At 41.8% G+C, this 25,064-nt stretch carries 14 protein-coding genes; 4 read left to right on the forward strand and 10 right to left on the reverse strand.

Features of this window, described 5'->3' with window-relative positions; genetic code table 11:
- Nucleotides 1-32: 32 nt before the first annotated feature.
- The 6 genes from HOP08_09540 to HOP08_09565 all read right to left on the reverse strand — a co-directional run bounded on the left by HOP08_09540 (nt 33) and on the right by HOP08_09565 (nt 10,467).
- Nucleotides 33-1,229: a peptidoglycan DD-metalloendopeptidase family protein gene (locus tag HOP08_09540; protein ID NOT75158.1), complete on the reverse strand. Its 1,197-nt coding sequence runs from the start codon at nt 1,227-1,229 to the stop codon at nt 33-35.
- Between the two features lie 234 nt (nt 1,230-1,463).
- Nucleotides 1,464-3,533: a DUF255 domain-containing protein gene (locus HOP08_09545; protein ID NOT75159.1), complete on the reverse strand. Its 2,070-nt coding sequence runs from the start codon at nt 3,531-3,533 to the stop codon at nt 1,464-1,466.
- A 202-nt stretch (nt 3,534-3,735) separates the two neighbouring features.
- Nucleotides 3,736-5,466, reverse strand: coding sequence for a peptidase M14 (locus HOP08_09550; protein NOT75160.1), 1,731 nt, complete (start codon nt 5,464-5,466; stop codon nt 3,736-3,738).
- A 10-nt stretch (nt 5,467-5,476) separates the two neighbouring features.
- Complete coding sequence (locus tag HOP08_09555) at nt 5,477-7,120, reverse strand: peptidase (GenBank protein NOT75161.1); 1,644 nt, start codon at nt 7,118-7,120, stop codon at nt 5,477-5,479.
- 90 nt (nt 7,121-7,210) lie between these two features.
- On the reverse strand, nt 7,211-8,911 hold the full coding sequence (locus tag HOP08_09560; protein ID NOT75162.1) for a DUF885 family protein: 1,701 nt from the start codon (nt 8,909-8,911) through the stop codon (nt 7,211-7,213).
- 194 nt (nt 8,912-9,105) lie between these two features.
- Complete coding sequence (locus HOP08_09565) at nt 9,106-10,467, reverse strand: dipeptidase (protein NOT75163.1); 1,362 nt, start codon at nt 10,465-10,467, stop codon at nt 9,106-9,108.
- A 380-nt stretch (nt 10,468-10,847) separates the two neighbouring features.
- Between HOP08_09565 and HOP08_09570 the strand changes: the two genes are divergently transcribed.
- The 3 genes from HOP08_09570 (at nt 10,848) to HOP08_09580 (ending at nt 19,593) form a co-directional block, all read left to right on the forward strand.
- Complete coding sequence (locus HOP08_09570) at nt 10,848-13,352, forward strand: FtsX-like permease family protein (protein ID NOT75164.1); 2,505 nt, start codon at nt 10,848-10,850, stop codon at nt 13,350-13,352.
- Nucleotides 13,353-13,520: 168 nt separating this feature from the next.
- On the forward strand, nt 13,521-18,074 hold the full coding sequence (gltB, locus tag HOP08_09575; GenBank protein NOT75165.1) for a glutamate synthase large subunit: 4,554 nt from the start codon (nt 13,521-13,523) through the stop codon (nt 18,072-18,074).
- A gap of 52 nt (nt 18,075-18,126) precedes the next feature.
- Nucleotides 18,127-19,593, forward strand: a complete 1,467-nt coding sequence (locus tag HOP08_09580; protein ID NOT75166.1) for a glutamate synthase subunit beta — start codon at nt 18,127-18,129, stop codon at nt 19,591-19,593.
- Between the two features lie 25 nt (nt 19,594-19,618).
- Here the strand turns inward: HOP08_09580 and HOP08_09585 are convergent, their stop codons facing one another.
- The 4 genes from HOP08_09585 to HOP08_09600 form a co-directional block, all read right to left on the reverse strand.
- Nucleotides 19,619-20,431, reverse strand: a complete 813-nt coding sequence (locus tag HOP08_09585; GenBank protein NOT75167.1) for a hypothetical protein — start codon at nt 20,429-20,431, stop codon at nt 19,619-19,621.
- Nucleotides 20,428-20,955, reverse strand: coding sequence for a hypothetical protein (locus tag HOP08_09590; protein ID NOT75168.1), 528 nt, complete (start codon nt 20,953-20,955; stop codon nt 20,428-20,430). Before HOP08_09590 ends, HOP08_09585 begins: the two co-directional genes overlap by 4 nt.
- Before the next feature lie 96 nt (nt 20,956-21,051).
- Entirely contained in the window at nt 21,052-22,446 is a 1,395-nt protein-coding gene (locus tag HOP08_09595; protein ID NOT75169.1) for a beta-lactamase family protein, read from the reverse strand.
- A 52-nt stretch (nt 22,447-22,498) separates the two neighbouring features.
- Nucleotides 22,499-23,497 carry an alpha/beta hydrolase gene (locus HOP08_09600; GenBank protein ID NOT75170.1) on the reverse strand — a complete coding sequence of 333 codons (999 nt, stop codon included), beginning with the start codon at nt 23,495-23,497 and terminating at the stop codon, nt 22,499-22,501.
- A 168-nt stretch (nt 23,498-23,665) separates the two neighbouring features.
- On the opposite strand from HOP08_09600, the gene fumC reads away from it, so the two are divergent.
- Nucleotides 23,666-25,051, forward strand: coding sequence for a class II fumarate hydratase (gene fumC, locus HOP08_09605; protein ID NOT75171.1), 1,386 nt, complete (start codon nt 23,666-23,668; stop codon nt 25,049-25,051).
- Nucleotides 25,052-25,064 lie beyond the last annotated feature (13 nt).

Here is a 25,064-nt window from a genome sequence, read left to right on the forward strand (position 1 = left end):
TGTCCTTAAAAAAACGTCAACAAAAATACCGGCTAGTTTCTGGCCACAATGATGGGTGGTTCTGGCAGGAGAATCATATCCAGTCGCTTGATAACACGTGTTTTAGCTTCATCAAACTGGACAACAAACTCATTTTTCACTGGCTGGGAAGGAGGCAGTTCTACGCGCAGAGCGTCTACCTGAACGCCATTTCTCCAGAATCGATAACACAAATGTGGCCCTGTAGCAAGGCCAGTGCTGCCGACAAAGCCAATTGTTTCACCTTGCCTGACTCTCTCTCCTGCACGCATACCGGGAGCTATCTTAGACATATGAAGATATTGTGTTGTGTATGTGGCATTGTGACGCACCTTCACATAATTACCATTGTTGGATTTATAACCTGCTTCCAATACAATACCATCGCCAACGGTTCTGATGGGAGTTCCGGTTGGCGCAGCAAAGTCGGTACCGAGATGAGCACGGAAAACTTTTGCTACCGGATGGAATCGGTTAAGATTATAACGTGAACTGATACGTGTGAATTCAATAGGATACTTTAACAGCGCTTTGCGCAAACTTTTTCTTTCGTCATCGAAATAATCAATGCCATCTCCCTGATCAAAGGGCACTGCGTAATATGGATGATTAAAGTGTTCGAAGTAAATACCAAGAATCTTTCCGATTCCGATTGCCTGATTGTTGACAGATTGTTCTTCATAAAAAAGTTTGAAGCGATCTCCCTTTTGCAAGCGAGCAAAATCAATCTGCCATGCAAAAATATCGACGAAGCGATTAGTCAACTCATGTGATATTCCAAGTTTTTCAATTGTCTCGGAAAGACTTGATCCAATTACTCCCGCTACTTCTTTCTCCAATGTCACTACCTGACGACGACCTTGCTCAACACGCATGGAATCCTTAAAGTGAAAAATATAATAGTCAATAGGATTGGGCTCATAAATCAACGCACGAATAGATCTCAGTGAATCGGGCTCTGAAATAAGCGTGTACTTCTTGTTAGTAGAAATTTTTCTGAAGTCAAATGTATCGCGTGATAGTAAGCTGAGCTGTTGCTGAACATGCGCCGGAACATAATATCCCTGGAAGAGATCCGAGAATCGTTGATTCCTTTTAACAACATCTTCTGTAATCTGAAGATCATTAACAACCATTCCGTACAAAACGACAGGTTGAGGCTCTTCAGGCTTTTCTTCCTGAATAGGTTGCTCTTCAGCATACTCATCCATCCATTCCGATACCGCAACGCGATCGGTTAGGAAGTATCCTGCTGCTAATAATGCGACGCCAACTCCAACACTTGCTACAATTTTCCAGATTCTCACGGCAGACTTAGGTTAAAAAATAAAATAACGACTAAAACTGAGGCGCAAATGTACGAAAAGTCAAAGAAATTTTTTTTGAGCACACCGGTCAGCATTTATGACATATATATCATGCTGACATTTGTCATTTGGTTCTAATTACGGATACAATTCCTTGTACCTCTTCTTACCTTCATCAAGGAATTTTACAAAATGATCAACATTCAAATCGTAAGGCTTTGGGGACACCAGCACTCGTTCATCTTTTCCAACTAATACATAAAACGGTTGTGCATTATTATTAAGATTTGTGATCTGAAGATCAGCATGCTGCTTGCCCATCGTCTTCTTTACTTTATTATCATAGGTAGATGTGTACCATTCGCTTTCAGGAAGCTCAGTTTTATCATCGACATACAAAGCAACAACAACATAATCTTCTTTTAATCTTTGCAATACTGCGGGGTCGGACCAAACTCTCGCTTCCATTTCACGACAGTTTGTACAGCCATGGCCAGTGAAGTCAATGAACAAAGGCTTTTTTTGCTGCCGCGCACATGCAATTGCCTGATCGTAATCAAAGTATCCACTGATACCGTGAGGGAAATGCAAAAACTCGGAATACTTTGGAACATCACATATTTCATTAGGCTTGTCTTTGCGTGCAGCGCCTATCAAATCGAAATCGTGAGTTGACATAGGAGGAAGATATCCTGCCAAAGCCTTTAAAGGTGCTCCCCACATTCCTGGAATCAGATAAACCACAAATGTGAACATCACGATGGCAAGAGAAACTCTTAATACACTTACAATCTTATTCTCGGCATCAGCACCTGTGTCTCCCGGCAAACGGAATGCTTTCATCAGATAAAGTCCAATGAGTACGCCGATTACAATCCAGATGGCAAGATTTACTTCGCGATCAAGTATCCGCCAATGAAACGCCTGATCCGCAATGCTAAGGAATTTGAATGCCAATGCTATTTCAATGAATCCTAATACAACCTTCACTGTGTTTAGCCATCCACCTGATTTCGGCAATGATTTTAACCATCCAGGAAAAAAAGCAAAGAGTGTAAACGGAATGGCAAAGGCCGCAGAAAAACCAAACATGCCAATAATTGGTTTCAGAAATTCGCCACCAGCTGACGAAACCAGAATACTTCCAACCAGGGGGCCGGTACAAGAAAATGAAACGAGCACCAATGTAAATGCCATGAAGAAAACTCCTGACAGTCCGCCTTTCTCTGATTGCTGATCAACCTTGTTAATAAAAGTTCCTGGCAGTGTGATCTCAAACAATCCTAAAAAAGAAAGTCCAAAAACGATGAACACAGCAAAGAAGATAAGATTTGGAATCCATTCCGTTGAAAGATGATTTGCTGTTTCGGGTCCCATCAAGGGTGCAAGCACTGCTCCAATGAGTGTATAAATAATAATGATGCATGCTCCATAGATCAATGCCTGAACTTTTGTTCCACGACCTGTGAAAAAGCTCACCGTCATTGGGATCATAGGAAATACACATGGTGTTAGTAATGCTGCCAGGCCTGCGATGAATGCGAAAAGGAAAAATCCCCAAAGAGACTTTCCACCTGTTTCCTGAATGAGGGCCGGATCGAGTTGAGGTCCCTTATTAGCGCCATAAATTTCCTGGGGCGTAACCGTTGTCGTTGCAACAACTGTGGTGTCGGTATTTAATGTTACAGTGCTTGCTGTCTCTTCCTGATTTGAATCATCATTTTTTTTTTCGCCGCTTACTGTGATGATGTTGTCAAAAGAAAACTCCTCACTGCCCGGGACGCATACTCCATTAAGATCACTACAAGTCTGATAATCGCTCTCTCCTTTAATTCTGAGAGTCGATTTTAGAATTTTTATTTTCTGACGGAACTCACCTTTGACTTTAAATATTTTCACATCACATTCAAAGTTTTTATCATGCTTATCCAAAGGATTGATAGCACGAAGATTACCGACAAGCTTATAACTCGGGTCAGCTATAAAATTCACAGTAGTCTTTATAGGGCCATCTTCACAGTCGAACTCATTGGAGTAGAGATACCAGTTCGCCTCAATTTCAGCTGAGAAGATTAATTCAATCTCTTCACCAATAGCTACTGAAGTTTTAGAAGCAGTGTATTTCCATTTAGTTGGATTGAGCACCTGGCCAGATGAAGATGTGCAATATCCGATCAGCAGGAAAATTAAAATATGTATTGAACGCATTATAATATGGTCTGTAAAACGAATGCTAAGGTAACGCAACTCACAGCAAAATCGTTGGTGGAGAGTAAGGCAATCATCACAATTTAAAAATCATTAACAAAAAACAGCGTGAATTGCAGCCCGGAAGACAATCCATGAAAGCAAAAACCCGCTGTTAACGGGTTTTTAAAAGAAGCGATGGCTTCATAGAATAACACAATTGCTATTTCTGCTTACTCGCTGTTCCGCCTTTTTTACTATCAACCTTTACGGAATATGTCTTTCCTCCACTGATGATCCAACGAACAGTTACAGATCCCATTCCTGGAATATTGTCAACTTCAAGTTGATTAGGATTTGTTTTTTGTTCACGAATCAAATTCATGTCACGATTCTCAACGATGAGCCCAGCCACCACAGAAGCGCCTTCGATACGGATGTAATCAGGTCTTTCAATTTTGAATTTCAAATCCTGACTTGAGTGTGTAGGCATGATACGTTTGTTGGCGATGACTGCTGTTACTTCTATAAGTCCTCCTCCTAACGATCTTTCTGTGATCTCATCTATTTCAAGTTTCGGCATGCTGTAAGCGTGATAAACACAAAATGCCATGTTGCGGTGTGCATCGCTTTCCAATAAGAATCCCGGATCGGCACGCGTGAAGTTTTTCTTTGGACCACCTATCTCTATTTTTCCAAACTGAGGATGAGTGAATTCCTTCCATGCAACAATTGCATCGCCGAATAACAATGACTTGTCAAATTCATATGCTTCTCCAGGGCCCGATCTTTCTTCGTCGCCTTTCTTATGAAAATATTGATAAGAATTGAAAAGCTCATTGGAGAATGTATATGCCCCACGACTTCCATAAAACCAATCGAGCTCACCACCCCATGCTGTGTAGAGATCTTTGTACACCACCAGATAATTATAACCAGGAATTAACAACTCCCCTTTTTTTCCAATCGCATCATATATTCTAACATCATCAGCATTATAGGTACTGATGTCTTCTTCCGCCCCCGGACCACGAAGAATCATTCCGCCTGAATTATGAAAGCTTTGTGCTCCTGCAATGTTGGGATGAGTGATGACAAAATCACGCACGTTTCTGTTTTCTGGTATTGAGAATGGATACTTAAATGCTCCGTTCTGAATATAGTTTGGCTGCCACTTCCATGCCCAGTCACGATTAGGATCATAGTAACCTGTTCCATCTTCATTGACACGGCCATCACCATCCTTATCAATCCCTTCATAACCCAATTGCTCATATCCTCCTGGTTCATCCGTCTTCGCAAGAATCAATCTCCGTGGATCATTAGGATCTTTCTTAAATCTCCCATTTGGATTTTTGCGGATCATCTGAGTAATGTTTCCATCACCATCCAGATCACTAAATCCATCTTCATTGATCAATCCATCACGATCATTATCCACTGGCATAACTCCTGAACGTGGGCTGTTGGGAGAGTTCGGTTCTTTCATAAAATGATCACGGGCATCCGGATTGATTGTCGGGACGATGTAGAAAACTTTATCTGCCAGGAGTTCTTTTATAAATGCTACATCCTTAAATGATTCTGCGAGATACCATGCTGTGTACATCGCCATTTCTGTTCCCTGAATTTCATTGGAGTGAATATTTCCATCGATGTACATGGCAGGCTTCTCTTCCGGTTTGCCTTTCGTGAAATCGGTTACAGTCAATACCCACATTTCGCGACCCTGAAAACTTTTACCAATGGTTCCAAGCTTGATAAGATCAGGATGTGCTGCCGCCAGTTTCTTACAGATATCTGTGATCCCTGCATGATTATAGTAACGATTCCAGGAAATGGGCACTTTAGGATTTTCGGGGCTTCCTGCCGCGCGAAAAACTCCGTTGGCTTCCTGAGCTATTGATGAAACTGCTACCGATAAAAGAAAGAATATATAGATGAAAGATCTCATGCTGATTCGATTAAAGGTTAATGTCAATTTTTTTCACTCCTGTCTGTGGTGAACCGGCCTCCACTGTTGCTTTGCCCTTACCCTTTATCAGCCAGCTTAGTTCTTTTGTTTCACCAGCTTCAAGATTGGGCAACAGCGTTACTTTATTTCCGCTGATGATCATCTGATCGCCTGTGGTTGTCAAAGTGATTTTCACAAGTTTGTTGAAGTTGTTGTTCTTTCCGATATCAGCAATGGCTGAAAAGAGTCCTTTGTTTTGAATAGTTATGGTAATGCGACTCACACCATTTTCCAGCGATTCAGTTTTTTGTCCGATGACATCTATTTCTGGTTTCTTCGAGGCAAGAGAGAGAATAAATTTTGTGTGATCCTCCGCAAGTTTATTTACCATTTTATATGGAGGATTCATTTTCACAAATGGCTTAAACCCTCCTACTTCAGCATTCTTCCCAACATAATCAGGATGATTTATTTTCTGCCATGGGGTGAATGCATCCACTCCTTCTTTTTCAGCCCATCGGATGAAATCAACATCTGTATTCTTATCATCATTAACCTTATATTTTTTTGCCTGAACAGTATCTTTTGGAATTTCAAATTTAGGAACCCACCATCCTGATGTGCTGAAACTTTGACGACCGTAATGGAAGTAAGCCCATTGAACAAAATCCCCTTTGCTTCCTCCTACAACGGGAGCATCTTTAAGCGAAACGCTTTTCTTATAAAGATCAGAGGCAATTTTATTCGGACGCGCATCATTTTCAAGGATGCCCATTGGCACACGGCCGGCGTTTTTGCTTTTATCAAATTTCCAGGGTTCTGAAAGATTGTTGGTTGGCCCGAACGTAACGACTGCAAATACATTAAATCGTTCATACAGATAATCAAGTACTGCGCGGTTCTCCAATTCAGATACAGGATGTTCTCCAGCCCCCGGCATAAAGTAAGGTGGGTCGAATGTCAGACTCTTGTTGAATTGTATTCCTCCTTCAGGATCTTCATTGGTCTTACCATCCTTGTCATTATTAATTCCTTCAGAGATAAGAATGTATTTTCCTTGTTCGCCCTTTTCGGCATTAGCCATCACCATGATCCTGTTATCAGCTGGATGTGTTCTCCATTTACCAGATGGGTCTTCGATTCGTACCATGGATATTAAACCATCGTTGTTGAGGTCCTCAAAAGGATCTTCATTCATCTTACCATCACGATCATCGTCGGTTGATGTTGCATTGGCACTTCGTTCATACTTGACTTTGTCAAAATATTGTTCTGCTGCATCCGGACTAACCGATGGGAAAACATAAAATGTTGTTGTACTCAAAAGATTTTTAATACTATCCTTTTGTGCGTTTGCTAAAAGTTTTTCCGCAAAGCCAACCGCTAACTCCTGACCGAGTAAGTGATATCCCTCCACTCCTCCCACCACAACAATAGCTGGATGGTTGGCCCGGTCACCCGAACCAATTTCAAGAACCCAAATATCTTTTCCCCCACTTGTTTTGGTGAGAGACTGCAATTTGGTCAGCGTTGGATTTGCAGATTCCAGCGCCTTCACTCGCTGCGTCAGTTGTGCATGGTTGCTATAGTTCTGACCAATGGCCAGATGCGTTGCCAGGAAGCAAAGCACTATTACTAAAAATCTTTTAATCATACTTATTTGAATAAGGCTGTGAATATTTAAAATCTATAGGGACTTTACTATTCTACCGTTATGAACGGCAGAAAGATTACTTAAGAGCTCTTACTTAAACTTCCATGATGTTTTAAAATCCCTTGAGAGCCGATCATTTGTCAATAATGCTCTCATCATTTCCACGGGAATTGATCCGTTTTGAAGAATCGCATCATGGTAATCTTTTTCCTTGATTTTTCCTGTATTGACGAGTTCCGTGCGCAACGCATAATATTGTTTCGCTCCGATCATGTATGCTAATTGATAGAGCGGTGGATAACCTCCCGTGAAAGATCTTCTCACCTCTGCTGTTGCGTTGGCACGTTCATGACCCACTTTATCGACAAGAAAATCAATACAAGTTTGCGGAGTCCACTTATTCATATGATAGTTGAGCGAGAAAATTATTCTTGCACAACGATGCATTCTCCAGAAGAGCATTCCCACTCTGTTCTCCGGCGACTTCTGAAAACCCTTGTCCCATAATATCATCTCCCAATACACTGCCCAACCTTCAACAGAAAAAGGTGTGCTGAAATTACGTCGTTCAGGATGATAACGACTATTCATGAATAACTGCAGGTGATGACCCGGTATGAGTTCATGATGGACTGTTGCCCGTGCAAAATGTTTATTGTTACCACGAAGACTCATCATTTTATCTTCCTGTGGCATGGTGCTGGTAGGAAAAGCAATTTGCAGGACTTCACCTCCCAAAAAGAAAGGGCTGAACTTTTGTTGTTCAGGACTCATCATGGTCATGCGCCAGACTTCTTTTGCCAATGTTGGCACAGTTACAAGATTATTCTTCTCAACGTAATCAATTGCTTCTGTTGCCAGAAATTCCAGGTACTCAGGTTGACGACCTTCCGCAACGTGATCATTCTTGACTTTTTCCAAAGCATCTTTCCATTTATCACCAAAGCCCATCTCTGCAGATGCTTTCAACATTTCCTTTTCACACCATGCAAATTCCTTGTTGGCAATTTCAACCAGATCTTCAGGAGTGTAGGGTATCATTTCAAACTCAAGGCTCTTGATAATCTCTTCACGACCAATTGGATTTCCAAAGATTCCGCTGCCATCATCTTTGGATACATCGATCGTCTTCCAGTTCTTCAGAAAACGCACGTATTGAGCAAGAGTAGTGTCCAACTCCGCATAGGGAGCTTTTGTCCACCATGTGAATTGCGGATCATAATCATTATAAAATCTGAATAAGTCGCGAAGTGCCGCTTTATAACCTTGCGCTGCATTGCTTGCCCTGTTGGCAAGTCGCTCATTGTACTTTGGTAATTTTTCAATCTCCTGCTGTTTCAGCTGAACATCTTTTTTTAACTCATTGAAAGCAGCGGCCGTCTTCTCCCCATCGAGGACAGCACCTTTTCTTCTGAGAATCACTAACGGCAGAATCTTATCCCCAAACCTTATTGATGACTGGATCTGTTCAAATTCCCGTTTGTTCTGTTGAAGAGCATACTCTTCACGTTCAATAAGATTTTTTAAAAGGATGTAATCAATTTTTCCTGTTTGATTTAACGATTCAAACTGAATGCTTTTCAATTTGTTCAGCCAATCACTATGAAGCTTACTAAATCTGGAATAATACTCATCTGATTCACGAATGGTGTATTTACGCGAAAGTGCACCATTGTCCGCCTGATATGCCAGGATGTGATCGGTCATTGCACTTAAAGTATTGAATGATTCCTGAGCCTGGCATCCCAGTGCTATTAGCAAACTCAATACAAGGAGTGTGATGTGCTTCATAAAAGATGAGGGGGATAAAAAAGGGCCGCTAAAAAAGCAGCCCCTTACCTAAAACTATGAAATTAATAGGTGTGTTTAAAAACCAATTCAATTACATGATATGATTCTGAAATTGCTATTTCTTTTTTATGAAGTACAAATTCAGGGGATATATGGTGAACTGATGAGACAGCAAGCATTTCAAACAAGTGGTTCTACTTCCCCATTCCATAATACTTATGAAACGCCACAATCGTTTCGATTCCAATCAGGAAATTCTTAATGCCATAATGTTCATTGGGTGAGTGCAATGCATCGGTATCAAGACCGAATCCCATTAATACTGTGTCGAGGCCCAGTTCCTTTTTAAATAACGCAACGATTGGAATGCTGCCTCCATCGCGTGTGGGTATCGGATTCTTACCCCAAACTTCTTCGAAAGCTTTACTCGCAGCATGATATGCTTTTGAATCCGTTGGTGTCACTGCAGGCTCGCCACCATGATGTGCAATTACTTTTACCTTCACTGACTTAGGTGCTATTGATATAAAATGTTTGGTGAACAAATCCGTGATCTCCTGAGGACTTTGATTTGGTACCAGCCGCATTGAAATTTTTGCATGTGCTTTTGATGGCAACACTGTCTTTGCACCTTCACCTGTATACCCACCCCAGATGCCATTCACATCCAACGTCGGACGAATACCTGTTCGCTCAATCGTTGTATATCCTCTCTCTCCTTTGATCTCTTCGATGCCTAACTCTTTTTTATAATCATTCAGATCAAAAGGAGCATTGTTGATTGCCTTTCGTTCATCGCTGGATAGCTCAGCTACTTTATCATAAAATCCGGGAATCGTAATTCTTCCATCTTCGTCATGCATGGATGCGATCATCTTGCTCAAAATATTAACAGGATTTGCAACAGCACCACCATAAACACCTGAATGAAGATCTCTGTTGGGGCCCGTCACCTCCACTTCCATATAACTTAATCCGCGCAAACCAACAGTAATGGAAGGTTGATTCAATGAGATCAAAGATGTGTCTGAAATCAAAATCACATCTGCCTTCAGTCTTTCCTTGTTTGCTTTTACAAAAGTACCAAGGTTATCCGATCCAACCTCTTCTTCACCTTCGATCATGAACTTCACATTACAACTTAGCATGTTATGTTTCATCATAATTTCAAATGCCTTGACGTGCATATAAAATTGTCCTTTATCATCACAAGCACCGCGTGCATAAATTTTTCCGTCACGCACTGTCGGCTCAAAGGGGGGTGTATTCCACAGATCAAGAGGATCAGGAGGCTGTACATCATAGTGACCATACACCAAAACGGTCGGTTTCTTTGGATCGACCATCTTCTCACCATAAACAATGGGATGACCTTTGGTTTCCATTAACTCAACTTTTTCAGCACCTGCCGCCTTCAGCTTTTCCACAACATACTCAGCTGCCTTCCGAACATCGCCAGCATGACGACTGTCTGCGCTTACAGAAGGTATTCTTAGTAATTCAAAAAGTTCGTTGAGGAATTGCTCCTGATGGGATTGTATGTACTCGTGTATCATGAGGGGACGTTTAAAAGTGGAAAGCTAAAAGTTTAATACCTAACAGTAAAAACCGAATGATAAGGGGCCCGGCAGGCTGGGAGTGTAATTAATAGTCCTGAGATGTAACAAGTTGTAACATAAAACTTCCCTTATGCAAACTCCTTTTTAGGGAAAATGGCTTTTTTTGGGTAAAAACAGCATATGTGATAGTTTCAAACGTTTTCTCTCCAGATTTGTACAAGCATCAGAATCGGCCTTTCTAGCATCTATTGCGTAACTAAACCTTGTAATCGAAGTAAATAACCGACGTTTCTCTTTTTCAGGATGTAAATCTGCCAAAAGGATAGGCCAATTTTCCAATGCTCATGACATCTCTTTAAATAGTATAACCGCCCAATATGCTTCTAAACTACCTTCTACTGGCTTTTCGCAACATCATTAAACAGCGGGGTTTTGCTGTTGTCAACATGTTTGGACTAGCGCTCGGATTAGCCTCTGCGCTATTCATTCTGCTCTATGTGAAAGACGAGCTGACCTATGACACGATGCATCCTGATGCTACTAATACATACCGCATGGGTTATGTGTTGAATTTTGCCAATGGAGAAAAAGAGGCTGCTCCTTACGCTCCAGCGGGTTGGGACAATTATATACAGGCGAATTATCCAGGAGTAGGTGGAATCACAAGCTATGATACCTATGGAATGCCAACGAGTCTTCACAATGAAAAGAATGATCGCACGCTGATGACTGAAGATATGGTTTGGGCAGAGCCGAGCTTCGCACAGGTCATCTATCTTCCAATTGTTAAAGGTGATAGGAATAATCCTCTGAAAGAACTCAACAGCATTGTTCTCACAGAATCAACAGCCAAAGAATTGTTCGGTAATGAGGATCCGATCAATAAGTCATTGATCATCTCTCACACGTATGCAACGCGTGGTAATAAAATAGAAATGATGGTAACAGCCATCTCAAAAGATCTTCCTTCCAACTCACACGTTAATCCAAAGTTTGTTGCTAACGTTCTCGCACTGAAACCATACATCGAAGATCTTGAGAATAAGCTTAACACATCGATGGGAGATAACAATGGAAACAATTACTTCTCTCAATCCTATTTCATCTGTACAAATCCGGAAAAGATTCCATCCATCCAGGCAGATCTTCAAAAGAAAGCAAATGATCTGATCGCCAAAAATAAATGGGATTTCAAATTCACTCCTGTCATTCGTAAGATCACAGACATTCATTTTGATAAAGAAATGGACTGGACTATTGATCATAAAACAGCTGATATAAAATCAGTATACGTGTTCATTACCATTGCTATACTGATCCTGATGGTCGCGTGTATTAATTATATAAATCTCTCTACCGCAAAGTCAGCCAGCCGTGCGCGTGAAATCGGACTTAGAAAAACGTTTGGTGGGGTTCGTGCTCAATTATTCTTTCAATTCATGCTGGAGTCTTTCATTCTGGTACTCATCTCAGCATTGATCGCGATCCTTTTGGTCTTGTTATTCACTCCTCAATTCAACAATCTAACGGGTAAGACATTCACCCTTCAGCACATCATGAATGGACCGATGTTGTTGATCATTTTCGGCGTGATTGCCTTCGTTACCATCCTTGCGGGAAGCTACCCGGCATTGTTTGTTTCAGGTTTTGAACCTGCCACCGTTTTGAAGGGGAAATTTGCCTTTCGAAAGGGCTCTAATATCTTCCGTCAATTCCTTACTACAGTTCAGTTTGTCGTAGCGGTTACACTTCTTGTGGGTACTGTCATTCTTGTCCGTCAAATGAGTCTGATGAGAGACTCGAAGTTAAACGAGGCAGGAAAGCAGATCATTTCGATCCGATATGGAGGGTTTACGGGACCTGCTGACAACGAGCGTTACCTCGTTTTTAAGAACGCCGTTCAGAATGATACTGAAATTGAAAACATGACGCTTGCCAATCATTTGCCGCGCCTGGATTTCTTCGGTCCGATCAATATGGAGATGCAGTTTCCTGAAATCAGTGAAGAGAAGCATCAGTGGTTTCAATTGAACGGAGATTACTTTTTTCCAGGAGCGTTTGATCTGAAAATAATCGCTGGTCGTGACTTTGATCCAAAGAATATTGCGGACAGTACTTCTGTTATTTTGAATATGTCTGCTGTAAAAGCATTGCACCTTACTGCAGAAGAGGTGGTGGGAAAATCAATCATTCGCCCGGAACTTGTGAATGGATATAATAGAAGAAGGGACACCACTCTTCTTCCAATCACCGGAACAGTAATCGGTGTTGTAGATGATTTCCCTTATCGGTCTATGCATAAAAAGATTGAACCCCTTGCCATTGCACCGAAACCACATACTGAAGATCGCATCATTCACATTCGTTTACCGCAAGGAAAAATTACTGAGAAAATTCAGTTCATCGAAAAAACATGGAAGACTGTATTTCCAAATTTCGGATTTGATTATTGGTTCATCGATGAAGAGTTTGGTCGCATGTATGAAAGCGAAACCAAAGTTGCAGCGCTAACGGAAAAGTTTTCATGGCTTGCGATTCTTATCACATGTGTTGGTCTCTATGGACTTGCATCATTCATGTCGCAACAACGCATTAAAGAAATTGGAATTCGCAAAACGATGGGAGCGAGCAACACGCAAGTACTGCTTTTGTTGCTCGGTGTATTTGGTAAGCTCTTACTGATTGCTTGTGTCATCGCATTGCCTGTTGCATACTACTTAACAAATCAATGGCTCCAGGGATTTGAATATCGTACTCCACTTTCTGTTTTTGTATTCGCAGGAGCGATTGGTTTAATAGCTGTGATCACTTTATTGACGGTTGGCTATGAATCATTAAAGGCTTCGATGTCAAATCCAATCAAGGCATTGAGACATGAGTAGACACCTAAAACAAAAGATCAAATAACAATCGTTTTCGCTACCGATCGTTAGTCAGAAATACCATTGATTTTGAAAATACTCTTACAAGGAGTCGCTATGTTGATTCTATCCTAGTAAATTTATTTCGTCCGGCGTGTGCTTTACACTTTTTTAACCGGATCGAAGAGATTGAAAGAGATTGTGAACGAGCAACAGGGACTTTACCATCCCAGCTTTGAAAAAGACTCTTGTGGAGTCGGGTTCATTGCCAACATCAAAGCACGCAAATCGCATCAGCTGGTCATGGACGCCATTACCATGCTTGAACGAATGAGCCACCGGGGGGCATGTGGCTGTGAGGCCAATACGGGCGACGGAGCCGGGATTTTGATCCAGATTCCCCACGAATTCTTCACCAACGAATGTAATAAATTAGGCATAAAACTGCCCTCCTATGGCCAATACGCGGTTGGATTGGTGTTTTTTCCCCGCGATCCCAAGGCCAGGGAGGAATGCCGGACGGTCCTGAATCGCCAGATCAAAAAGATGAAAATGGCCCTGCTGGGCTATCGTCTTTTGCCCACAAAAAACAATGAAATCGGCGAAACGGCCCTCCGTGCTGAGCCGGTTATGGAGCAGATTTTCATCAAACGGCCTGAGTCTATCAGCGACCCTGATGAGTTTGAAAGAAAGCTTTTTGTTCTCAGAATGCATACGACACGGATCGTAACTGAATCCGTCCAGGGAGTCAATAATCAATTCTATTTTTCATCACTCTCTTACAAAACCATTGCCTACAAAGGCATGCTTACATCAAGACAGCTGAAGCATTATTTCGCCGACCTTGAACATGAAGAAGTAGTCTCAGCATTGGCAGTGATTCATTCACGCTTTTCTACCAACACTTTTCCTTCATGGCGATTGGCTCAGCCTTTCCGATACATTGCTCATAATGGAGAGATCAATACTATCCAGGGCAATATCAATTGGCTAAAATCAAAGGAAGCTTTCTTCTCATCCGAATTCTTTACGCGTGAAGAGCTGGATATGATTCTGCCGATTTGCAATCCAGCACAATCAGATTCCTCCAATCTCGATAATGTTGTTGAATTGTTATTGCATTCCGGCAGGTCATTACCACATGTGATGATGATGTTGATCCCGGAGGCATGGGATGGCAATGAGCAAATGGGTCAGGAGAAAAAAGATTTTTATGAATACCACGCCAATCTCATGGAACCATGGGATGGACCGGCATCGATAACATTTACTGATGGGAAAATTGTCGGAGCTACTCTTGACAGAAACGGATTAAGGCCATCTCGCTATGTTGTGACGGATGATGATCGCATCATCATGGCATCAGAAGTTGGTGTGTTGGACATTGATCCCGCTAAGGTTGTTACGAAAGGAAGACTGCAACCCGGAAAAATGTTTGTTGTTGATCTGGAGCAGGGCCGTATCATCAGCGATGATGAATTAAAGAAAAGTATTTGTACTCGTCAGCCGTATGGCGAATGGGTACGACTTAATAAAGTGAGGTTACAGGATCTTCCAGAACCTGGAGGAAGTTTTCATAAGTATGATCCAAGAACTTTTATCAGAAGACAAATTTCATTTGGTTATACAACAGAAGATGTGCGCGTTGTCTTAACGCAAATGTGTGAGACTGGTAAGGAAGCATTAGGTTCAATGGGAAGTGATATTCCATTGGCAGTGCTATCCAACCAGGCACAACATCTTTCAAGTTATTTCAAACAACTTTTTGCGCAGGTCACCAATCCTCCGATCGATTCTATACGCGAACGATTGGTGATGTCATTGGTAACACATGTGGGTGGTTCCCTCAATCTTCTTGAAGAAACTCCCGAGCACTGCATTACTCTTGAGTTACCAACACCTATTCTATCCAACAGTGATCTTGAAAAAATAAGATACATCGATCACCGTCATCTTCAGACAAAAACGATTTATACTTATTTCAAATCAGATGGATCTCCGGGTGCTTTGGAGAAAGGATTGAATCGCGTTTGTCAATATGTGACAGATGCAGTTGAGGATGGATTCACAATCATTCTTTTATCGGATAGAAGTTTTGACAGTGGTCACGCCCAGATTCCATCCTTGCTGGCAGTTGCTGCAGTGCATCATGATCTTATTCGCAAAGGACTTCGTGGTAAGGTTGGGATTCTTGTGGAGGCTGGAGACGTCTGGGAAACACATCACTATGCAACACTATTAGGATACGGAGCTTCTGGTGTCAATCCTTATCTCGTTTTCCAAACGATCTTCGACATGAAGAAGAGAGGATTGCTTCGCGAAGATCTTACAGAAGAAGAGGCATTATATAATTATAAGAAAGCCGTTAATGGTGAATTGCTCAAGATCATGAGCAAAATGGGAATCAGCACATTACAATCGTATCATGGTGCGCAGATCTTTGAAGCGTTGGGAATCAGTAAGGAAGTAGTCGATCATTATTTTACAGGAACAGTTTCGCGCATCAGCGGCCTTACACTTGATGATATTGCAAAAGAGGCATTAGCTAAGCACAGACTTGCGTTTCCAAAGACTTCACAAGAGGCTATTCAATTGGAAGTGGGTGGTGTTTATCAATGGAAACAGCGCGGCGAAGCACACTTATTCAATCCTCAGACCATTCATCTTCTTCAGCATTCGACGAAGACCAACGACTTTCAACTATTTAAAAAGTATTCTTCACTCATTAATGATCAGAGTGAGAAGGCAGTTACGCTCCGTAGCCTTTTAAAATTCCGTAAAGGAAAATCTATTCCCATCAGTGAAGTCGAGCCTGTTGAAAACATTTTCAAGCGTTTTGCTACAGGAGCTATGTCTTTTGGATCTATTTCTCATGAAGCACACAGTACGCTCGCGATTGCGATGAATCGTATTGGCGGCAAAAGCAATTGCGGTGAGGGTGGCGAAGATGAAGCTCGGTTTCACCGTAAGGAAAATGGCGACTGGGAAAACTCAGCAATCAAACAGGTTGCTTCGGGAAGATTTGGTGTAACCAGTTATTATTTATCGAATGCAAAAGAGCTCCAGATAAAGATGGCTCAGGGAGCAAAGCCTGGTGAAGGTGGACAACTTCCAGGTCATAAAGTAGATGACTGGATCGGTCGTGTGCGACATTCAACTCCTGGTGTTGGATTGATATCTCCTCCACCGCATCATGATATTTATTCCATTGAAGATCTTGCTCAATTGATCTTCGATTTAAAAAACGCAAATCGCGAAGCACGCATCAGTGTAAAGTTGGTTTCAGAAGCAGGTGTTGGCACGATTGCATCCGGCGTTGCGAAGGCTCATGCCGATGTGATACTCATCTCAGGACATGATGGAGGAACAGGTGCATCACCGCTAAGTTCAATTCGTCATGCTGGTCTTCCATGGGAATTAGGTTTGGCAGAAGCGCATCAAACATTAGTAAGAAATAAATTACGAGGTCGTGTTGTGTTGCAAACTGATGGGCAGATTCGCACGGGTCGGGATCTTGCCATTGCAGCAATGTTAGGTGCTGAGGAGTGGGGTGTTGCTACAGCAGCATTGGTAACAACAGGTTGTATCATGATGCGCAAGTGTCATTTAAATACATGTCCCGTTGGAGTGGCCACTCAAAATAAAGAACTGCGAGCATTGTTTACAGGTAAGCCTGAATATGTGGTGAATCTCTTTACATTCCTTGCAGAAGAACTTCGTGAAGTAATGGCCGAACTTGGATTCCGCACCGTGAATGAGATGGTCGGTCAAAGTGATTACCTGGAATTCAAGGAATCAGATGAACGATGGAAGTTCACCAACCTTGATCTTTCTCCAATATTATATAAAGAGCCAATCAGTTTGGATACTGCTTTGTTCCGACAGGAAGACCAGGATCATGAAATTGAACGTGTGCTTGACCGGACTCTGATCAAGATCGCTAAGCCATTTTTAGAAGAAAAAGAATCTGTGCATGGCGTGTTCGCGATCACAAATGAAGATCGTGCTGTAGGTGCAATGCTTTCGAATGAGATCACTAAGAAATACACCAGCTCAGCAATGGCGAATGCTGAGCTTGATAAAGGTGGAATTCATTTCAAGTTCAGAGGTACTGCAGGACAAAGCTTCGGTGCTTTTGCTGCGAAAGGAATCACCTTTGAATTGGAGGGCGACACCAATGATTACTTTGGCAAAGGACTCTCAGGAGCAAAACTTGTAGTCTATCCTGACAAACGAATCAATTACGATCCTGCTCAGAATATTATCATCGGTAATGTGGCATTGTATGGTGGAACTTCCGGCGATGTATTTATTCGCGGAAGGGCAGGAGAGCGTTTTGCCGTAAGGAACTCGGGAGTAAAAGCCGTTGTGGAAGGACTTGGTGATCACGGTTGCGAATACATGACCGGTGGTGTAGTGGTTGTGTTGGGCGACACTGGAAGAAACTTTGCTGCAGGTATGAGCGGTGGAATCGCTTATGTGTTTGATCCAAAGAAAACTTTCACACAAAACATCAACATGGAAATGGTGATGCTGGATACACTTGATAAGGAAGATGAAGAATCTCTTCATTCCATGATCATTGAGCATCATACACTAACTGGCAGCAAAACCGCAGAAAATCTTATCAAAAACTGGAAGAAGGTGTTTTCTGATTTTGTGAAGGTGATGCCAACAGAATACAAAGCTGTGCTTGAGAAAAGAAAAATAAATAAACGTGAACCATTAACTGTTAATCGTTAACCCGTCCCTGTGAATTTCTATCAAACATTAACGATTAATCAATAACGACTGCATGGGCAAGCCAACTGGATTTTTAGAAAACGAACGGGAAGTTCCAAAAAAACGGAACATTGCTGAACGTCTTCATGACTATAAAGAAGTCGAAGGTAACGTTGATGAAAACCTTACCATAAAACAAGCTGGTCGCTGCATGGATTGCGGTGTTCCATTTTGCCATTCCGGTTGCCCACTTGGAAATAATATTCCTGAATTCAATGACGCTGCATATCATGGAAACTGGAAGCTCGCTTATGATATTTTAGTTTCAACAAACAATTTTCCTGAATTCACTGGACGTATCTGTCCTGCGCCATGCGAATCATCCTGCGTATTAGCGATCAATAAACCTGCCGTCACGATTGAATACATTGAAAAATCAATTATTGAAAAGGCGTTTGAGTTAGGATTGGTGGTACCAAAAATTCCCGTTAGCCGATCCGGAAAGAAAGTTGCGATCATTGGTTCCGGTCCTGCAGGTCTTGCTGCTGCATCGCAATTAAATTCCGCTGGACATATTGTAACTGTTTATGAACGCGCCGATGAAGTCGGGGGATTACTTCGCTATGGTATTCCGGATTTCAAACTTGACAAAGGAGTTCTTGATCGTCGCATCCAACTCATGAAAGAAGAGGGGATTGTTTTCAAAACAAAATCAAATGTTGGTGGCAATGTAAAAGTGAATCAGCTTCGTGAAGACAACGACGTGATCTTGCTAACCGGTGGCTCAACCATCCCGCGCGATTTACCTGTTCCTGGAAGAACCCTTAAAGGCATTCACTTCGCCATGGATTTCCTTACGCAACAGAATAAAAGAGTGGGAGGAAAGAAAGTTGAGACGGAAGATATTCTCGCAAATGAAAAAAATGTAATTGTACTGGGGGGTGGTGATACTGGTTCTGATTGTGTTGGTACATCCAATCGTCATGGTGCGAAGTCCATCACTCAGATTGAAATATTGAACAAGCCACCGGAAGGTCGTCATGAATCGACACCCTGGCCGAACTGGCCGATGCTTTTGAGAACTTCTACCTCACATGAGGAAGGATGCGAGCGACAGTGGAGCATTGTTACAAAAGAATTCATCGGTGACGATGCTGGAAATCTGAAGGCATTGAAAGTGATAGAAGTAGAATGGGTAAAGTCCGATAATGGAAAGCCAGCAATATTGAAAGAGATTGCAGGCACAGAACAAATACTTCCGGCAGAATTAATTCTTCTTGCGTTAGGTTTTTTACATCCGCAACAGGAAGGATTGTTGAATCAATTAGGCATTGATTACGATGAACGCGGCAATGTAAAATGTACACGTTATCAGACTTCCGTTGATAACATTTTTTCTGCCGGCGATATGCGTCGTGGTCAATCGCTGGTAGTGTGGGCGATCTCAGAAGGAAGAGAAGCTGCCAGGGCAATAGATGAATATCTGATGGGAGAGTCGAAACTGGCAGAAAAAGAGAAGGGAATACTAGATGTCGTGTAGAGGATCCTCGGAGACAATAATTCAATTAGTTAGTTAGTTCTTTCTCAATTTCTGTTAAATAAACTTTATCCATCGGATGTGTATAAGGATCCGACATACGGTAGTTTTTTAAATAGAATTCTTTAGCCTTCTGCATACTCTCCTTATACTCTTTCGTTTGTTTTCCTTTCTTGTAGATCAAGCCTAAATAATAGTAAGGCTCCGCTATGTAATCATTTATAGCGATTGATTTCCTGAAAGCTGCAACCGCTCCTTTTGTATCTCCGGTTTCCATCTTCAAAACACCCAGGTGAAGAAGATCGTAGGTTAATGGTGAATAATCTTTTTCTCCCAATTGTTTTTCAATGATTGCAATTGCCTTGGCTTTCTGCCCCAGTGCCTTGTAGCATAAGGCTTTCGCAATATTCAATTGATAAGCACCATTCTGAGAATATCCTATCTCATATTCACGCATTGAATCGAGTCGCTCAATATCACGGATCGCGCCTTTATAATCACGAAGGAATTGATAGCGGCACCACCCTCTGTAACCCAGGTGAAGTTGCGGATTGAGTTCTACAGCTTTGTCAATAATCTTTTTCCAGGTAGCAAAGTCACCACGTTTTAAATAAGGAACCGCTTTTTCCATCCAGGCGTAGTCCAGGTTTGGGCATTTTTCAATTGCTTCATCAAATTTCTCCTGTGAGGATCTTGAACCCTGTGAGCCTCCTCCTTCTGTTGCCAGAATGCACGCTTCATAACATTTCTGATTGCCTTCCATCTTGTAGATGTTGCAATTGGGTTCGCCATGAGCGAGAATTGAAACAAAAATAAATATGAATAACACGCTCTTTCTCATGGCATGATCTCAATTAACTTTCCGTCTTCAAGCTTGAATGTCAGGTATTGATAATAATCTGTGGCTTCTTTATCATCCATTCCAATGATCCAACCATCCATTTTCTGTGTAAGCGATAGCAAATTTTTCACAATGTTGGCGTCAAAATTCTTGGATTGATAATTTTCATCAACACCCGTCACACGGAATCGTCCTGTCTTTCCTTCACAGTTTACAATAAACCGAATTGTCATCCAGCCGGTTTCTCCTTTCATTTCTTTTACCGGAAATGCACTAAAGCTTTCAATAACCATCGGCTTCTCCCCTTTGTATTGAAGACCTTTTCCGAAGTTATAGTACTGATAGATTTTGTTCTTGTTGCATACTTTAAATGCAGGATCATCCAGCTTCTCATCAAGCTCAAGATCTCCTACGTGAAGTGGATACTTGGAAGTTTCAATTTTACTTTCCGTTGTGCGCTCATTCTTTTTTGAACAAGAGAATACTACAAAGAGTAGCGCAGAAATTAAAAAGATCTTTCTCATGCTGATGGATCGAAGATAGATAATGAGCATTGATTTATCCTTCGATCAGGAGACATTAACAAAGTATTAACAGATGCTGGTTATAACTTTGAGTTTCTAGTTGCTGAATTTTATAAACGCAGGATTACTACTCGGACTGCTCAGCATCCTCGATCCATATGCAATGGCTTTCCCAATCAAAACATCTCCCGTTTTAGTAACCGAGCAGTAATAAATTCCGTCAGGTCGGATTAGTGCGTAGACATTTCCAGAAAGAAAGATCAATGGCCATTGCACATCTTTCTTTTCAAGATCAGGGGTGATCATGTTCTTATAGCCTTTCAGAACAAGTTCTCCTTTCGTAGTTGTCTCCTGGCCATTGTTGCTCAGCGAAACCACTGAAATGCTGCTGGTACCTGCTGATGGCATTGAATTATTAATACTCTTTTCAAGGAACAATCGTGCGATCATGTGTGCTGTCTCTTCAATAGTGCTCGCCCATTCTGCATTGACCATAATCGCAATGGAAAGCTGGTCATCAGGAAACATGCACACTACTGATCTGCCTCCACCTATGGAACCGGCATGTTCATAAACCTTTCTTCCATCCATATCCATACTGTTCCTCCAGCCTATTCCCACACGCGTCTTATCTCCAGATTTCAGCACCTGACTTTCAAACATTATCTTCACAACATCGGCGCTAAGAAATCCATTTGAGTACGCGTAGGTCATTCTTACCAGATCTGATGGTGTGCTTACCATTCCTCCCGCAGCCCATTTATAGCTTACCTCTTCGGGGTTTTTATCCTCCATCTGAATTTTATCTTTCACTGAATAAAGCTTAGCAAGTTTATTGTTGGGCTCTTGCTTTCTTCGGTCCGGTCCCGTGCTGTTCATGCTGAGAGGTGTGAAGATTTCTTTCTTCATATAGTCGAGAAAACTCATACCCGATGCGCCTTCAATTACTGCTGATAACAATGTGTATCCATGAGTTGAATAGTTGTACCTGGTTCCAGGTTCAAAAATCAGGTCTTCATGTGAAAAAACACTCAAAGCATCTTTGACAGAAGGATAAACACGGTCTTCAATCTTATCATTCGAATTATAATGCGGAATACCTGCGGTGTGACCAGCTACCTGAGCAACCGACACAGGATAATTTTTTACCGGAAAATATGGAACATAGGTTTGAACAGGTAATGACAGATCCAGTTTCTTTTGTTGTATTAATTTACCCACCGCTGTTGCTGTAAGCATCTTGGCAACAGATCCTGTTCTGAATTGAGTTTTTGTTGTTACTGGAATTTTGTTTTCAACATCTGCGTATCCAAATCCTTCTGCAAAAACAATTTTACCTTTCTGACTTATTGCAATAGATATTCCTGGCATGCCGGAGACTCGCAGTAACTCAATGGCCAGATCACGAACGGCGGTATCTCTATCCGGAAGCTGCGCAAAAGCTGAAATCGAAATTCCAACAAAGACAATTATGCAAAGAAATCTTTTCATTGTGTTTAACATTAAGAGCAATGTAGCAATAAACTCAAGGGCGAAGAATGATTTACTTCAAAACGACTTCACTTAACCATTTGTAGGTCTCTTCCTCTACAGCCATCCAGTCACCGGATGCAAACTTTGATGCAATCACATGATCACCGGAATTGGGAAAAGCAATTTTTCTTTTCAAATCAGGAGGTGTACCGAGTTCATCATACATTTTAAGCATCGCCGGCACAGATGCGGCCTTATCCTGTTCGGTCTCATTCTTATAATAATATCCTAAAAACACAGGGCAGCTAATTTTTTCGAACAGCTCTTTTTTCATTGCATGGACAACGCGTACTCCAGCAATAACTCCATTAAGATGAGCACGCATTTGCCAGTACTTCAAATGTGATTTAATGGTATCCGGGTTAAAAATATATTCAGATCCCAACGCGAGTTTACCTATTTGATAACCCCAATGTCCCGTTACGATGTCCGCAGTTTTATCAACTGCCCCAACACCGGGAGCATATAAGACAATAGCTTTTATTTCCGGATGCTGCGACGCAAGATAAATGGCTAGCCCTCCACCCAATGAAGTGCCAACCACTATCACTTCGTCGCCAAGTTTCTTTGCAATCATCAATGCTCTTTCCGCACCATAGATAAAATCATTTACGGATGCTCCTTTCATGGTTGAATCTCCCAGATCAACTCCGTGATGTTCATTCCTAAACAAGTAAAGATTTGCATCGAATTTTTTCGCAAGATCAATGTGCACAGGAAACCCATCGCCCATCGAAGCAGTGAATCCATGCAGATACAGGAATGCAATTTTTGTTTTGCTCTTTTTTGTTGAGTCTGCCCAAACTATTCTGGCTTGATTATCCGGTTTAATTCCATGCGTCGCTCTCTCAGATTCAACAATACTTCTCTCAAGCTCCATTAAAGAATCCGGTATTTCAATTTTCCTCAATGACACTCCAATGTCTTCTGTGCTGGGTTTTGGCCCAAGAAAATAGGCTACTATTAATATAACCAACAGGCTCAAAAGAATTTTGAAAATGAGTTTCATGGCATAATTTTTTAGTTGCGATGAGTTCTGAAGGTAAATTACATAAAGCGTCTAAAACAATTACTTATTGAACCATTCGTGACTGTCGACTTCTGACAAGGCGCATTTGAATTCCCTTTCCTATTTTTGTCTCACAATCATTCGTTTTCAATCTTTAATCTCCTTCCAATGAATTACCGCATAGAAAAAGACACCATGGGCGAAGTTCAGGTGCCCTCTGATAAATACTGGGGCGCACAAACCGAGCGTTCACGAAACAATTTCAAGATCGGACCTGAGGCCAGCATGCCAAAGGAAATTATCTATGCTTTCGCTTACCTTAAGAAAGCCGCAGCGATGGCTAATCATGAACTGGGTGTTCTTGATGCTTCTAAAAAAGATATGATCGCAAAAGTATGCGACGAGATTCTCACTGGTAAACTGGATGATCAGTTTCCATTGGTAATATGGCAAACAGGATCCGGCACTCAAAGCAACATGAATGCAAATGAAGTGATCGCTTATCGTGCTCATGTGATCAATGGTGGCAAGCTTACGGATGAGAAAAAAGTTCTTCATCCCAATGATGACGTTAACAAATCACAATCATCGAATGATACGTTCCCAACTGCTATGCATATCGCAGCCTACAAGCAGGTAGTTGAGATCACATTACCCGGAATGAAAAAACTTCGTGATACACTTGCGAAGAAATCCAATGACTTTAAATCTATCGTAAAGACAGGTCGCACTCACTTCATGGACGCGACACCGCTTACACTTGGTCAGGAGTTCTCTGGTTATGTTCAGCAAATTGACAACAGCATTCGCGCGATCAACAATGCACTGACTGCTGTGCTGGAGCTTGCACTCGGTGGAACAGCTGTTGGTACGGGGCTCAATACTCCAAAAGGTTATGATGTACTCGTTGCAAAAAAGATTGCCGACCTAACAGGATATCCTTTTATCACAGCTCCTAACAAATTTGAAGCACTCGCTGCACATGATGCGATGGTTGAACTTTCGGGAGCATTAAAACGTGCTGCCGTTTCTTTTATGAAAATTGGAAATGACATCCGCATGTTAAGTTCTGGTCCGCGTTCAGGTATTGGTGAACTGGTGATTCCGGATAACGAACCAGGATCTTCCATCATGCCTGGAAAAGTAAATCCTACTCAACCGGAAGCATTGACAATGGTGTGTGCACAGATCATCGGAAATGATATGGCAGTTACTGTTGGAGGATCGATGGGTCACTTCGAGTTGAATGTATTCAAGCCGGTGATCGCTGCGAATGTTTTACAATCTGCATTGCTGTTAGGAGACGCCTGTGTTTCATTCAATGATAAATGTGCTGTTGGAATTGAAGCAAATCTTCCAATCATCAAACGTCATATGGAGAATTCATTGATGCTCGTAACATCTCTGAACACTCACATTGGTTATGAAAACGCCGCCAAGATTGCCAAGAAGGCACACAAGGAAAATAAAACTCTTCGTGAAGCTGCTGTGGAGTTGAAACTGGTGACAAGCGAGCAGTTTGATGAGTGGGTAAGGCCGGAAAAAATGGTTTAAACGACTTGTCAAT

The organism is Cyclobacteriaceae bacterium (assembly GCA_013141055.1).
In the GTDB taxonomy this organism is placed as follows: domain Bacteria; phylum Bacteroidota; class Bacteroidia; order Cytophagales; family Cyclobacteriaceae; genus ELB16-189.

Excerpts from the sequence above, each read along its gene's own strand:
- HOP08_09550 (NOT75160.1), bottom strand. The coding sequence starts at position 5,466 with ATGAGATCTTTCATCTATATATTCTTTCTTTTATCGGTAGCAGTTTCA.
- HOP08_09545 (NOT75159.1), bottom strand. The coding sequence starts at position 3,533 with ATGCGTTCAATACATATTTTAATTTTCCTGCTGATCGGATATTGCACA.
- HOP08_09570 (NOT75164.1), top strand. The coding sequence starts at position 10,848 with ATGCTTCTAAACTACCTTCTACTGGCTTTTCGCAACATCATTAAACAG.
- HOP08_09560 (NOT75162.1), bottom strand. The coding sequence starts at position 8,911 with ATGAAGCACATCACACTCCTTGTATTGAGTTTGCTAATAGCACTGGGA.
- HOP08_09595 (NOT75169.1), bottom strand. The coding sequence starts at position 22,446 with ATGAAAAGATTTCTTTGCATAATTGTCTTTGTTGGAATTTCGATTTCA.
- HOP08_09555 (NOT75161.1), bottom strand. The coding sequence starts at position 7,120 with ATGATTAAAAGATTTTTAGTAATAGTGCTTTGCTTCCTGGCAACGCAT.
- HOP08_09565 (NOT75163.1), bottom strand. The coding sequence starts at position 10,467 with ATGATACACGAGTACATACAATCCCATCAGGAGCAATTCCTCAACGAA.
- HOP08_09600 (NOT75170.1), bottom strand. The coding sequence starts at position 23,497 with ATGAAACTCATTTTCAAAATTCTTTTGAGCCTGTTGGTTATATTAATA.
- HOP08_09580 (NOT75166.1), top strand. The coding sequence starts at position 18,127 with ATGGGCAAGCCAACTGGATTTTTAGAAAACGAACGGGAAGTTCCAAAA.
- HOP08_09585 (NOT75167.1), bottom strand. The coding sequence starts at position 20,431 with ATGAGAAAGAGCGTGTTATTCATATTTATTTTTGTTTCAATTCTCGCT.
- HOP08_09540 (NOT75158.1), bottom strand. The coding sequence starts at position 1,229 with ATGGATGAGTATGCTGAAGAGCAACCTATTCAGGAAGAAAAGCCTGAA.
- HOP08_09590 (NOT75168.1), bottom strand. The coding sequence starts at position 20,955 with ATGAGAAAGATCTTTTTAATTTCTGCGCTACTCTTTGTAGTATTCTCT.
- fumC (NOT75171.1), top strand. The coding sequence starts at position 23,666 with ATGAATTACCGCATAGAAAAAGACACCATGGGCGAAGTTCAGGTGCCC.